Origin of the sequence: Sphingomonas sp. SORGH_AS_0950 (genome assembly GCF_030818415.1) — a bacterium.
Classification (GTDB): Bacteria; Pseudomonadota; Alphaproteobacteria; order Sphingomonadales; family Sphingomonadaceae; genus Sphingomonas.
Map to the genome: position 1 here is coordinate 3,655,799 of NZ_JAUTAE010000001.1, position 12,680 is coordinate 3,668,478.

A 12,680-nucleotide genomic window follows, 5' to 3' on the forward strand; every position below is an offset into this window, starting at 1 on the left:
AGCGAGTTGACACAAAACGAAGTCATGCCCGCGCCATTTGGCCAACGGCTCAAACGGGAGCGCGCGATGCGCAATCGGCCGATACGACTTCGTTACAGGATCACTGTCAGGGCACTCCGATATCGCGAAACAGATAAGTGTGAGCCGCTTGAAAAGCAAATCGGTCAAACGGCCGGTGTCTCAAAACTCGATGGTTCATCGAGAATGGTGTGTTAGCCGTGCCAGGCGGTCCACAGCTGCAGAGGCACTCCGTCTCAGAGCGGTGGGTGCGCGTCTAGCAGGTTCCGGCGGCAATTGAGGCTGTACTAAACCGACTTTGCGCGCTAATGAGAATCGTTCTTATTAATGCTCAGGGGGGCAAAGTTGACCGATTGCCGTTTCGTGGCAAGCATTCCCATGGCCTTGCTTCTTGGGGCCGCCATACCGTCCATGGCGGCCGCGCAAACCAGCCCGCCCCATGCCGGGGAGGGGGATATCGTCGTGACGGGCGAGCGGGAGGGCTATACGCCCACGGACACCTCCGCCGCCAAGACCCCGGCACCCTTGCGCGATATTCCGCAGTCGATCGCGGTGGTTCCGGCACAGGTCCTGCTCGACCAACGGGCGCTATCGCTTCAGGATGCGCTCAAGAACGTCCCCGGCGTCAGCTTCGCCGGAGGCGATGGCCAGCGTGATCAGGTGAATATCCGTGGCTTCACCGCCATCGCCGACCAGTTCGTCAACGGCTTTCGCGACGATGCTCTGTATTTTCGTGATCTCTCCAACACGGAACGCGTCGAGGTCATCAAGGGGCCCGCGGCGGTGCTCTATGGCCGTGGTTCATCAGGTGGGCTCATCAACCGGGTGCTCAAGCAACCCGATGTGAACATCACCTCCGCCACCCTCTCTGCCGGATCCTTCGCCACCAAGCGCGGCGAGTGGGATGTGGGTCGCTTCGACCCGAAAAGCGGCGTCGGCTTCCGCCTGACCGGTGCTTATGAGGACGACGGAAGCTTCCGCGACCAGCAGTTCCTCAAGCGCTTCGCGCTCGCGCCCTCGCTGCTGCTCGGGGCTGGCCGGGATACCACGCTGTATGTCGAGGCGGACTACTTACGCGACACGCGTCTGATGGATCTTGGTATACCCGCCATCAATGGACGGCCGGTCGACGTGCCGCGTTCGACCTATTATGGTGCTGCCAATGCCCGCAATGCCGATGCCACGACCAGCAGGGTGCTGTCGCAGACCGTCATACTGACGCACCGCTTCTCGGACACCCTGAGCTTCCGCAACGGCTTTCGCCATTACACCTATCAACTCGATCGCCACAGCACATTGCCCTCGGCGGTGAACGCGGCCGCGTTGACGGTGACGCTCCAGCATGGCCGGCTCAACCGCGACGAGGATGGCTGGTCTAACCAATCCGAGCTGACCCAGAAGCTGCACTTCGCCGGGATGGAGCACACGCTACTTTACGGCTTTGAAATCGCTCGGCAGGTAAAGGGCGCGCAAACCTTCGCTTCGCGAATTGTTACCGTTACTTCGCTCTTCAACCCGGTGCTACCCGTCGTGAACGATGCGAGCTTCACTAAGCTGAGCGCTAACAGCAACACGACGTTCGACACGCGTGGCCTCTATGTGCAGGATCTTGCCGACCTCGGCCACGGCTTCAAGGCACTGGTAGGCGCCCGGCACGACTGGTTCATCCAGAAAACCTACCAATTGCTGCCAGGCCAGCCGAATCTCGCCCGCACCGATCGCAAATGGAGCCCACGTGCTGGCCTCGTGTTCCAGCCGAATGCAGCGCAATCCTATTATGTGTCATGGAGCCAGAGCTTTCAGCCCTCGGCCGAAACATTCGCGCTCGCGGCCAACAACGCGGATATCGCGCCAGAGGAGACCACCAACAGGGAGGTGGGCGCCAAATACACGCTGTTCGGCGGAAAGTTGAACATCCAGGCGGCGGGGTTCATCCTGCGCCGTACCGGCATCAAGGGCAGCGATCCGCTGACACCGACAAGGGTGGTGCCGATCGGTACGCAGCGTACCCGCGGCTTGGAACTGTCGGGTCAACTCGACTTGCCATCGGGCTTCCAAGCCATTGCGGGCTATGCCTATCTCGACACGCGCGTCACGGCATCGGCCAATCCCGCCTTCGTGAACAAGCGGGCAACGATTACGCCGGAGAACGCCGTCAACGCTTTCCTGACCAAGACCTTCGACGGGCGTTTCGGCATCGGCGGGGGTATGAACTATGTCGGCGATCGATGGGCCGATCCGGCCAATACCACGATATTGCCGCACTATGTCACGGTGGATGCGGTGGCTTGGGTGAATGTCGGCTCGGTGCGCCTTCAGCTCAACGCCTATAATCTGGGCAATGAGAAATACATCATCTCAGGACACGGCACTTCGCCATTGCTCAACATGCCCGGTGCGCCGCGATCTCTCTTGGCTACGGCCAGGGTCAGTTTCTGACACGCCGGAAACGTTAGTCAGGATTGTTTGCCGGCGCGGCGTCTGCGCTGGCTCCAGCAACACCTTGGCGGTGGATCGGATCCCTCACCAAGAGCCTTGCCGAGTAGCATATTCCCATCGCAGCTCGCCGGGGCATCATGCTGCTTTCCTTTTGGGGCAGGACTTCCCGATCCGCCCTGTCAACCGCCAGTGGCTCATCAGGCACGCCAAAAAGAGACGATTGGCACCTAGACCAAGAGAGAGGCGGCGGGGCTTCCTGATCGGGAACGGCCAGCGAGACGGCATCGTCGTTCTCGGAATCGATCGGGAAATAGGAATCAGCCGATCGGCCTCATCATCATCAGGCAAGGCGTGTCCTCACCCCACAAGTCCGAAAACACCTCGAGCGGTTCGAACCCGCTGGCTTCATAGAAGAGCCGGGTTTCGGCATAATGCGGATCAGGATGGGATGCAGCCAGGGTCTTGACCGTCAACCAGCGGACGCCCTCGGCTCTTAGCATGGTTCCTGCTTGCTCGATCAGTTCGCGTCCGCAGCCCCTACCGCGCTGATCCCGCGCGACACCGATTACATGGATTTCGGCTGCGACGGATGTATGCTTTTCCAGGGACAGAAAGCCGGCAGCTTTGCCGTCCTCCGAATAGGCGACCAAGGTCAGCAAACGGGTCGTGGCTGCGACATATTCATCGAGCGATTCAGGCCGTCCGAACCATTCGGGCAGGCTGTCGAGAATATCTCTCGCAATAATCTCTGTCCCTTCACGCACCACTTCGATCCGGTACGTTCCAGCACTTGATCCGACGCCGCTCATACGCCCCCCCCGTTGTAGATGGCTAATGACGTCGTTCGGCGGGATCGCCAAGGGCTGTCAGGCGCTGCGTTCGGGCTTCCCGTTTGGGAACGGTCAGCGAGATGCCCAGGGCTTTCCCATTGGGGTCAAATTTCGAGAATGGCGTGCCGTTCATGCTCACCCGTATAGCCGGTAGCGCAACCATACTCTTGGAGGCGCGCCAAGCCTGGTTCTTGATCGCAGAAACTGAACGACCGGCGCGACGTGTTCTCCTGGCATCAGGGGGTGGTCGTGATGGTGCCTTAACATTCCGCGATTTAGCGACCTCGCTCAGCGGGGCGCCTACCCCCTCAGCCAATTGCCTGAGTGGGGCAGGAATCACCCCGTTGCCCAAGCGATAGAATTTCTTCGTTTGGCCCATTCTCTTCCGGCGGCAATCTCCACCAAACCAATGGGAATAAGGGGGTTTCGTGTCGATCGTCCATCGCGAGCTAATGGTTGGTGCGCTGCTCATTTTCGCGCCGGTTTGGATGAGCATTCCGGCAAGCGGGCAGGCCTTGGATGCCCCATCAAGCTCGCCGGTCGATGAAGGCGACATTGTCGTCACCGCGCAGAAGCGAAGCGAACGCCTGCAGGATGTGCCGCTGGCCGTCACCGCGCTGTCCGCCGACACGCTGTCGCAGCGGCAGATCAACGATACGAATGGATTGGTCCAGGCCGTCTCCTCGCTCACCTACACGCAAGGCAACAACGTCTCCAACTCGACCTTCCGCGTGCGCGGCATCGGTACGACGCTGTTCAATCAGGGGTCCGAATCCTCCGTGTCGACGGTCATCGATGGCGTCGTCCTCGCTCGACAGGCGCAAGGTTTTGTCGATCTCGCCGATCTGGAGCGGGTGGAGGTGCTGCGGGGGCCGCAAGGAACGCTGTTCGGCAAAAACGCCACGGCGGGCGTCATCAGCGTCGTCACCGCGCGCCCGACCCGGACGTTCACGGCTCGCGCAGAGGCAACCATCGCCGAACTTGGCGAGTACCGGATCAAGGGAACCGTCTCCGGACCCTTGAGCGACACGCTCGGCTTTCGGCTTAGCGGCTTTCGCAATGACGTCGGTGGGCACATCACCAATGTGGCCAGCGGCCGCGACCAGAACGGCTTCAAGAGTTGGGGATTGCGCGGCAAGCTCGACTGGGCTGCAGCTCCAGGGCTCAACCTGCTCGGCACAATCGACTATCGCCATACCGATGCGAATTGTTGCCAGCCGCAATATATCAAGGTGACAACGCCGCTTCTGGCGCAATTGTTGTCGCCGGTGGTCGCCAGCCGCCACAACAGGCAGGTCAGCATCGACGTGCCGTCGTTCAATAACACCCGCCAGTTGCTGGGATCGCTGGAAGCGAATCTCGATCTTGGACGGCACACGCTGACATCGCTGACGGCATGGCAGGATTTCAACTTTGACAACAATGTCGACGTCGATGGCCTGAACACGCCGTCGCCGATCTTCGTGCCGTTCGGCAACGGTCGCGGCATCCTGAACGGGGGGCCGGCGGGCGTGAAGCAGTTCAGTCAGGAATTGCGGCTGACATCGCCGCAAACCGGCGCGATCACTTATGTGGCCGGGCTCTACTTTCTTGATTTGGACGTCACGCGTGGATTCCGCCGTCGCCTCGGCAATTGCGTGGCGGGCGGCGTTAACGGCGCGGCTGTGTTCGGTCAGCCCTGCGCGGCACCGACCTATGTCTCGACCTTCCACAACGCCAAGTCGACGACGCAGCAATATGCCGCATTCGGCCAGGCCGAGTTGAAGCTGGTCGACCGCCTTTCGGCGATCGCCGGGGCTCGGCTACAGCGCGAGAGGGTCGGCTATGAGGGGAACCGTCCCGGCCTGCCGCTGGTGACGGGCGATGCGCCTCTCATGGGGGCGTCGCGTGGCAGCGGTTCGACCCGCGACACCGATCTGTCGGGCAAGCTGGGCCTGCAATATCGCGCCAGTCGTGATGCGCAGGCCTATGTCACATGGACACGCGGCTATAAGGGGGCCGCCTACGACATCGAGGTGAACGCCAATTTCGCGAGCCAGCGCCCTGTCTTGCCCGAAACGGTGAAGGCGTGGGAGGCGGGTGTGAAGCTCGATCTGTTCGACCGCGCCCTCTCTCTGAACACTGCGGCATTCTATGCCGATTATGCCAATCTGCAGGTGCAGGCGGCCTATACCGATCCTGTTACCGGCATTGTCTCTACCATCCCCACCAACGCCGGGAGCGCGATTACGAAAGGCGTCGAGGTGGAGTGGATCGCACGCCCGGCACGCGGGCTGACGATCAGTGGCGGGGCTACCTATCTGGCGACGGATCTCGACGTCGATGGGGTAAGTTGTCCCCTCCCTCAGCAAGGAGCGGCACCGGTTCAATCCGGCTTCCCGGTCAATCAGTGCTACCGGACGGCAGCCGGTCGAACGCCGCTGCTGAACGTGCGTGGCGGACGCATCCCGAACGCGCCGTCCTGGCGCGGCATGCTGACGACGCGCTATGAAACCGATCTGCCCAACTCGGACCTCGCCCTGTTCGGGCAGGTGTCGGCCAATGGGCAAACACGGGTCAACTTCTCCCTCGAGCAAGATCCTGAACTGGCGCAGGGCGGTTATGCCACCTTCGAGGCCAGCATCGGCGTACGGCAGGTCGCGGGGCGCTATTCCGCGACCCTGTTCGTACGCAATATCGGCGACCGTCATTTCCTGACCAGCGTCGGTCGCGCCGGCCAACTGACCAATGCCGCCAATCCCGGCAACTTGACCGGTTTCCTGCCGAAGGACGCCGACCGCTATGTCGGTGCGACCTTCTCGATCGCTTATTGAGGAACGGATCCATGTCGACGATATCCCGCCGCGACGTTCTGGCCGCCGGTCCTGCGCTGACCGCAACTGGGCTCGCCACCGATGCGCTCGCCGCTGCCACCCCATCCGAACGGCCCAACATCCTGTGGCTTGTCAGCGAGGACAATAACCCGTTCATCGGCGCCTACGGCGATACACTCGCCCATACGCCGACGCTGGACGCATTGGCGAAGGAAGGTCTGCTCTACCGCAACGTCTATACCAACGCGCCCGTCTGCGCGCCGACCCGCTTCGCGATCATCACCGGCGTTCATCCGGAAAGCGCAGGGCCAGCTCATAACATGCGGGCGGTGGCGAAATTACCGAACCTGCTACGTGGCCTGCCACAATATCTGCGCGAGATCGGATATTACTGTACCAACAACGCCAAGACCGACTATAATTCCGACCTTGATCCCGCAGTGATCTGGGACGAGTCGAGCAAATCCGCCCATTGGCGAAATCGGCCGGATGGCGCTCCCTTCTTTGCTGTCTTCAATCACGAAACCACGCACGAATCCCGTATATTCAAACCGGTGGAGGGGCGTGTGGAGCCTGCTGCCATACGGTTGCCGGCCTACCTGCCGGACACCCCAGGGATACGGCAGGATTTCGCAACCTATTACAATTTAATGGAAAAGATGGACGGCGAAATCGCGCAAAAGCTCGCGGAACTCGACGCCTCGGGCCTCGCGGACAATACGATCGTCTTCTACTATTCGGACAATGGCGGCGTGCTGCCCCGCAGCAAGCGCTATTGCTATGACGAAGGCCATCGCTGCGCGATGATCGTGCGCGTGCCGCCCCGCTGGCGAAGGCTCGCGCCCGCCGCTCCGAACACGCAGATCAGCGCACCCGTCAGCTTCATCGATCTGGCTCCCACCGTGCTGTCGATCGCCGGCATCAAGCCCCCCCCGCATATGCAGGGCACCGCGTTTCTGGGCTCACATATGGCGTCGCCGAAACGCTATGCCTTCGGGATGCGCAATCGCATGGATGAGCGCTACGACATGGTGCGAACCGTTACCGACGGGCGGTTCCGCTATCTCCGCAACTATTCCCCGCATCGCCCCTGGGGACAGCACGGTGCGTTCGAATGGCTGGCCAAGGGGTATCAGGATTGGGAGGCGGCGCATCTCGCCGGAACCCTCGATCCGGTTCAGGAGGCGTTCTGGGGCAAAAAGCCGTTCGAGCAATTCTTCGATCTGAACGCCGACAGGGATCAGGTCCACAACCTCATCGACATGCCCGCCCACGCCCAGCGCATCGCCGAGATGCGCCGGGCGCTCGATGCGCATATGGTGGCGGTCAACGACAATGGTTTCATCCCCGAGGGTTCGCCCGTCGAAGGGTATGACGAAAGCCGCCGTCGGGGGGCCTATCCGCTCCGCCGTGCGATGGCCCTTGCGGCGACTGCGGCGCGCGGTGACCCCGCCAACCTTGCCTATTTGAGCGAACAACTCGGCGATGACGACGATGTGCTGCGCTATTGGGCTGCGACCGGCTTCCTGATTTTGGGTGACGCCGCGCGGGATTATCTGTCGCGGCTGGAGTCAGCGATGCGTGACGATCCCTCGCCGCATGTGCGGGTGGTGTTGCTGCCGAGGCGGTCGCCAACCTCACCGACGGATCGGCCGCGGTGGCGGTACTGACCGATCTCCTCGACCATCATCCCCATCCACGGGTTCGCCTGCAGGCGTTGAACGCGCTGACCTTCATTGGTGACAAGGCGCGGCCCGCCCGTGCGGCGATCGGCCGCGCCGCGCACAGCGACGACCAGTATCTCAACTATGCCGGGCGCTATCTCGAACTGGTCCTGGATCGAACCTACAAGCCCTCGACGCCGACGATGGATATTCAGGCCACCATCCGCAACGCCAATCGCGTCGCGCCGTCGGGCCTTTGACCGCGTGACGGAGGATATGCGCGTCATTCCCGGTCACACGTTTGAGATGGGGTCCGACCGTTTCTACCCCGAGGAGCGTCCCGCGCGGCCCGCTTCGGTTAGCACTTTTCGCATCGACGCGACCCCGGTCACGAACGCGATGTTCGCGCGTTTTGTGGAGGCGACCGGCCATGTCACCGAGGCCGAACGGGGCGAGGATGGACGTCCGGGCTCACTGCTGTTCGCCTTTCATGATGCCGGGACGGCATCATGGCGGTTCATCGATGGCCTTTCATGGCAGACGCCCCACGGACATGCGAGCCGCTGGAGTTCCATCGAGCAACATCCCGTCGTGCATGTCGGGCATAGTGATGCACAGGCCTATGCCGCATGGGCCGGCAAAAGGCTGGCCACGGAAGTCGAGTGGGAGGCAGCCGCCTGCGGAGGTCTTCACGGCTGCGATTATGCCTGGGGTGACACGCTGACCATCGATGATCAAATCCCCGCCTCCATATGGGAAGGCGACTTTCCTTCGAGCCGGACACAAGGTCGGGAACTGCCGTTCACCACGCCGGTGGCGTCCCACGAGCCCAATGGTTTCGGCCTGTTCGACATGATCGGGAACGTGTGGGAATGGACTGCCACCAAGGCACCTCCTTTCGATGCTAAACCGAGCTGCTGCGGAACGGAGCGCCAGGATGAAGCGGAAGGCGGAGTGATCAAGGGCGGATCGCACTTATGTGCCCCGAACTGGTGCCGACGATATCGGCCTGCCGCCCGTCAGATCGGCACGGTGCCGACATCCCATATCGGCTTTCGCTGCGCTGCCGACCTCTCATAACGTGGCGGGTCGATCAGGTGCGCAAGTCCGTGTGTAAGGCCGCTGCAGCAGACAGGGCGATGTTGGCCCCGGACCCAGGAGGTGATGCGCTCAGTGTGGCATCTTCCGCAAAGCACCTTCCCGTTTGGGATGCAGACCGTCCGAAAACTCGCTGGTGGTGGGAGCTGCAGGGGTTCCTCTTGGCGAACTGGCGCAAGAACCGAGTATTTGCCTTTATGTGCATCGTGCGGCCGGGATACGCGCCTTACCTGCCGTCCAGGACGTGACGAGGGCATGTTCGGTGATGTGGTTCAGGCTTGCACCGCCCGGATGAGCCCCGGCACGCCGATGAGGGTGATGGCCCGCCTAAGATTGTAGGCGAGCGCCGTCAGACTGAACTCGGCGCGGACCTTGTCCAGCCCGCGCATCAGGAACGCGCCCTGGTTCATCCACTGCTTGATCGAGCCGAACGGGTGCTCGACCGTGGATTTGCGGATGGTGAGGATGCCGGGGCGCTTGGCCAGGCGTGCCGTCATGCGCTCGATGACCGCTTCGTGCTCGCCGCGATTGATGCGTCGCCAGCGCCCGGTCGTGCAACGCGCCTTGATCTGACAACCGGTACAGGCGGCAGGGCTGGAATACTGGACCGACAGATGGCCGCGGGTCACCGAGGCGTAGCGGGTGTCCAGCACCTGTCCGCCGGGGCAGTGATAGACGTCGGCCTCGAGATCGTAGCGGAACCGCTCCTTGGGGAAGAGGCCGTTGCCGACGGCAGTGCCGCGGTGCGGGCGGGGAATGTACGGTGTGATGCCGGCCGCCTCGCACGCGACAATATCGTCGCCCGAATGATACCCCATGTCGGCGACCACATCGATCCGCTCGACCCCGAGCGCCTCCATCGCCGCTCCGGTGGTGGATGCCAGCAGGCCCATGTCGTTACAGGCGTTGGTGACATGCTGCTCGACGATCAGGCTGTGTTTGGCGTCGACCGCCACCTGCGCGTTGTAGCCAACCGTGACCTTCGAATGCGCGACCATCAGGCGGGCGTCAGGATCGGTGAGCGAGATTTGCCCTTCGCCGCTTTCCTCCAGCTGGCCCAGCAGCGCCGCGCTGACCTGACGCTGTTCGCGCAGCTTGGCGATCTTCGTCGCCAGCGCTTCGCCGCGGCCGGTGCCAGCACCATCCTCGCCGCGGTCGATCTGGTCCAGCTCCGCCAGATAGCGTTCCAGTCGCGCATCGGTCGCGGCAAGATACGTCGCCAGTCGCTCGCGGCTGAAGTTGCGCGCCCGACCGTTCACCGCCTTCAGCCGCGTGCCGTCCACCGCCAGCAACTCGCGCCCGAACAGGTCGAGCTTGCTGCACAGCAGGACGAACGCCCGGAACACCGTCTTGAACGCGGCCCGGTTGTCGCGCCGGAACTCAGCGATGGTCCGGAAGTCCGGCCGCACCCCACGCAACAACCAGATCAGTTCGAGATTGCGGGCCGCTTCCGCTGCCAGGCGCCGGCTCGACCGTACCCGGTTGAGGTAGCCGTACAGGTATAGCTTGAGCATGTCGGCCGGATCGTAACCAGGCCGCCCCGTCGCCTTCGGCTGTGTCCTCTGGAAACCGGCAGCGCCCAGATCAAGGTCGTGGACGAATGCGTCGATGAACCGCACCGGGTTGTCTGCCGCCACATAGTCCTCGACCGATGCCGGCAGAAGCAGCGCCTGATCCCGGGCATGACCTTCGATATATGCCATGCCCGCAGATTACACCGCTCCCGCCGCGCATGGAATCCACGACCGCGTTTTCGGACGGTTTGGATGGTATTTTAGGAAAGCGGTCACGAGCGCTGTTTCAGACAGGATCGCCAAATCATCAGGCGGCATTGTCCAGATAACCGTAGACGGCCCTGCCCACGCGCGAGCCAAGAGCGTCCCGATCCCGTTCGCCGCGTTCTCCGGCAGCGTCCACCATACCCTTGATGATAGCCAACACGTCTTGTGCGGCTACATCGGGATCGCGCTGCTGCGGGAGATCGGTGCGCGCCAGGATGGACAACAAGATCGAGTGCAGCCGCCGTGTTACCCGCTGGGTATCTTCATCGAAAGGTAGGCGAGCCTCTTCCAGATCCAAGAGCCTTGCCAAGGCCGGTCGGCGCAGTTGATGGTCCACGGCAGACGCGATCACACCTTGCAATGCCTGTCGACCGTTCGCACCAGCAACTATCGCGTCGCACTCGGCGATCAGCAGCGATGTCTCGCGCACGATCAAGGCCCCGATCAGCGCCTCCTTGCCGGGAAAATACTGATAGAGCGAGCCGATGCTGACGCCGGCCTTCTCGGCGACCGCATTGGTTGTGAACGCGCTGAGCCCACCTTGTTCCAGAATGCGAGCCGTAGCCTCGATGATCGCCCGCACCGTCTCGGCGGAACGGCCTTGGCGTGGCATTTTGCGGGGGCGGGGGCGCTGCGAGGTCGTCGTTTCTTCCATAAGTCGAATGCGAGTAGCCAAATATGAGGTTACGCTCGCATTCTACGTCCTGCACATGATGATGCAAGGACACAGAATGACCACTCCGCAATTACCCTTTGAACCGACCGTCACCGTCTTCATGCTGGTCAAGACTTCACCTGAATGGCTTGGATTCCCCGTCGATCGCCGCTTCGAGCTTCTGGCAGAGCATTTCACTCCGATCCTCAAAAAGCACGCGGCTAGCGTCTCGCTGCGCTTTTTTGACGTGGAGTTCTATTCTGCCCGCGTCACCGACATTTGGATGTGGGACGCGGCGGACCATCATTCCTACCAGTTGTTGGTGGAAGACCTGCGCGAAACGGCCTTCTGGGATCGCTATTTCGATATTGTGGAAATCCTGACCGGCGTGGAAAACGCCTATGCCAAGAACTACGATCGCCCGGCTATCACCGCCTGACCAACGGAAGAGGGGGGCATCTGCGCCCCCCTCTTCATCTTTTTCCGCTTAGGAACGGCCCGCGAGATGACCGGGGCTTTCCCGTTAGGATCGAATATTGAGAAGGTGGCTAGATCGCCAGCGACAGGATCGGACGGCTCCACGTTGCCTTGATTGTCGGTGGTTTCGTACCGACGACGACCGCACCCATCGCCTCATAAAAGCCAACTGAGGGCGGATGGGAAACGATCTTGATCGAGACGATACCCCGCCGCCTCGCTTCCGCCATCATGTGCCGGAACAGCCTAGATCCTAAACCACTACCCTGAATGCCATCTGCTACGAACATCAGGTCCAGTTCGGGTTCACCATCGAGGGTTAGACTGTAAAATCCGCACAAGGTGTCGTCACGCTCAGCGATATAGAAAACATCTCGCTCGATCTGCGAGGGCGTGACCGCATACCCGTCGAGGATGCTTGCGTACTTACCGCTATAAGAGGCCGAACCATGCATCAGGTTGGTAAGTGCTTCCGCATCATCGGGAGCGGCAGCGCGGATCGTAATCATGGCTGTTCCCTATCACCAGCTGGCCGTCCCCCACAATCGAACGGCGATCGAGACAGCCAGGGCATTCCCATTGTGATCGAATAATGGGAATTGGCTGGCGTGACGCTATGCTGATCCTATGACCGTCCCGACAACGATCAACCCGGATGATTTCCTAGAAACCCCAGAGGGTAGGGTTTGGACGGTCGAACGTAACGAGGAAGCATGGCGGCTGTCTTATGCAGCTTTGGAACGCACGCTGGAACTCGCGCCGGCATCGATGCGAGTGGTGGTGGTCTGCGGAATACAAGGAGCCGGCAAATCGACATGGATCGCCTCGCAGCCAGCATCGCCGTTCACGATCTACTTCGACGCCGCGCTGCCCGGGGTCTGAGCTGGCCCCTGTTTCGACCGGAC

11 protein-coding genes are annotated in these 12,680 nt (G+C 61.7%); 7 read left to right on the forward strand and 4 right to left on the reverse strand.

Annotated elements, in window-relative coordinates; all coding sequences use genetic code 11:
* Nucleotides 1-363: 363 nt before the first annotated feature.
* Nucleotides 364-2,457, forward strand: a complete 2,094-nt coding sequence (locus tag QE385_RS16645; RefSeq protein ID WP_307103731.1) for a TonB-dependent siderophore receptor — start codon at nucleotides 364-366, stop codon at nucleotides 2,455-2,457.
* 317 nt (nucleotides 2,458-2,774) lie between these two features.
* Here the strand turns inward: QE385_RS16645 and QE385_RS16650 are convergent, their stop codons facing one another.
* Nucleotides 2,775-3,266 (reverse strand): GNAT family N-acetyltransferase, encoded by a 492-nt coding sequence (locus QE385_RS16650; protein WP_307103733.1) that lies wholly within the window; start codon nucleotides 3,264-3,266, stop codon nucleotides 2,775-2,777.
* 449 nt (nucleotides 3,267-3,715) lie between these two features.
* Here QE385_RS16650 and QE385_RS16655 point away from each other — a divergent pair, with 449 nt between their 5' ends.
* From QE385_RS16655 to QE385_RS16670, 4 genes are read left to right on the forward strand one after another with little or no spacing between them, the layout of a single operon-like run.
* Nucleotides 3,716-6,100 carry a TonB-dependent receptor gene (locus QE385_RS16655; RefSeq protein ID WP_307103737.1) on the forward strand — a complete coding sequence of 795 codons (2,385 nt, stop codon included), beginning with the start codon at nucleotides 3,716-3,718 and terminating at the stop codon, nucleotides 6,098-6,100.
* A gap of 11 nt (nucleotides 6,101-6,111) precedes the next feature.
* Entirely contained in the window at nucleotides 6,112-7,770 is a 1,659-nt protein-coding gene (locus QE385_RS16660) for a sulfatase (protein ID WP_307103738.1), read from the forward strand.
* On the forward strand, nucleotides 7,758-8,024 hold the full coding sequence (locus QE385_RS16665; protein WP_307103740.1) for a hypothetical protein: 267 nt from the start codon (nucleotides 7,758-7,760) through the stop codon (nucleotides 8,022-8,024). Before QE385_RS16660 ends, QE385_RS16665 begins: the two co-directional genes overlap by 13 nt.
* Before the next feature lie 16 nt (nucleotides 8,025-8,040).
* Nucleotides 8,041-8,844, forward strand: coding sequence for a formylglycine-generating enzyme family protein (locus tag QE385_RS16670; protein WP_307103742.1), 804 nt, complete (start codon nucleotides 8,041-8,043; stop codon nucleotides 8,842-8,844).
* 290 nt (nucleotides 8,845-9,134) lie between these two features.
* Here the strand turns inward: QE385_RS16670 and QE385_RS16675 are convergent, their stop codons facing one another.
* Both QE385_RS16675 and QE385_RS16680 read right to left on the reverse strand, forming a co-directional pair.
* Nucleotides 9,135-10,565 carry an IS1182 family transposase gene (locus QE385_RS16675; RefSeq protein ID WP_307103744.1) on the reverse strand — a complete coding sequence of 477 codons (1,431 nt, stop codon included), beginning with the start codon at nucleotides 10,563-10,565 and terminating at the stop codon, nucleotides 9,135-9,137.
* 118 nt (nucleotides 10,566-10,683) lie between these two features.
* Nucleotides 10,684-11,298 (reverse strand): TetR/AcrR family transcriptional regulator, encoded by a 615-nt coding sequence (locus QE385_RS16680; RefSeq protein WP_307103746.1) that lies wholly within the window; start codon nucleotides 11,296-11,298, stop codon nucleotides 10,684-10,686.
* A gap of 76 nt (nucleotides 11,299-11,374) precedes the next feature.
* Here QE385_RS16680 and QE385_RS16685 point away from each other — a divergent pair, with 76 nt between their 5' ends.
* Entirely contained in the window at nucleotides 11,375-11,737 is a 363-nt protein-coding gene (locus QE385_RS16685) for a darcynin family protein (protein WP_307103747.1), read from the forward strand.
* Between the two features lie 109 nt (nucleotides 11,738-11,846).
* Here the strand turns inward: QE385_RS16685 and QE385_RS16690 are convergent, their stop codons facing one another.
* Nucleotides 11,847-12,284: a GNAT family N-acetyltransferase gene (locus QE385_RS16690; RefSeq protein ID WP_307103749.1), complete on the reverse strand. Its 438-nt coding sequence runs from the start codon at nucleotides 12,282-12,284 to the stop codon at nucleotides 11,847-11,849.
* Between the two features lie 118 nt (nucleotides 12,285-12,402).
* Between QE385_RS16690 and QE385_RS16695 the strand changes: the two genes are divergently transcribed.
* On the forward strand, nucleotides 12,403-12,657 hold the full coding sequence (locus QE385_RS16695) for a hypothetical protein (protein WP_307103751.1): 255 nt from the start codon (nucleotides 12,403-12,405) through the stop codon (nucleotides 12,655-12,657).
* Nucleotides 12,658-12,680 lie beyond the last annotated feature (23 nt).

What these genes read in the sequence shown, in the direction of transcription:
- QE385_RS16690 (WP_307103749.1), bottom strand. Translation starts at nt 12,284, where the DNA reads ATGATTACGATCCGCGCTGCCGCTCCCGATGATGCGGAAGCACTTACC.
- QE385_RS16660 (WP_307103738.1), top strand. Translation starts at nt 6,112, where the DNA reads ATGTCGACGATATCCCGCCGCGACGTTCTGGCCGCCGGTCCTGCGCTG.
- QE385_RS16685 (WP_307103747.1), top strand. Translation starts at nt 11,375, where the DNA reads ATGACCACTCCGCAATTACCCTTTGAACCGACCGTCACCGTCTTCATG.
- QE385_RS16670 (WP_307103742.1), top strand. Translation starts at nt 8,041, where the DNA reads ATGCGCGTCATTCCCGGTCACACGTTTGAGATGGGGTCCGACCGTTTC.
- QE385_RS16680 (WP_307103746.1), bottom strand. Translation starts at nt 11,298, where the DNA reads ATGGAAGAAACGACGACCTCGCAGCGCCCCCGCCCCCGCAAAATGCCA.
- QE385_RS16695 (WP_307103751.1), top strand. Translation starts at nt 12,403, where the DNA reads ATGACCGTCCCGACAACGATCAACCCGGATGATTTCCTAGAAACCCCA.
- QE385_RS16650 (WP_307103733.1), bottom strand. Translation starts at nt 3,266, where the DNA reads ATGAGCGGCGTCGGATCAAGTGCTGGAACGTACCGGATCGAAGTGGTG.
- QE385_RS16675 (WP_307103744.1), bottom strand. Translation starts at nt 10,565, where the DNA reads ATGGCATATATCGAAGGTCATGCCCGGGATCAGGCGCTGCTTCTGCCG.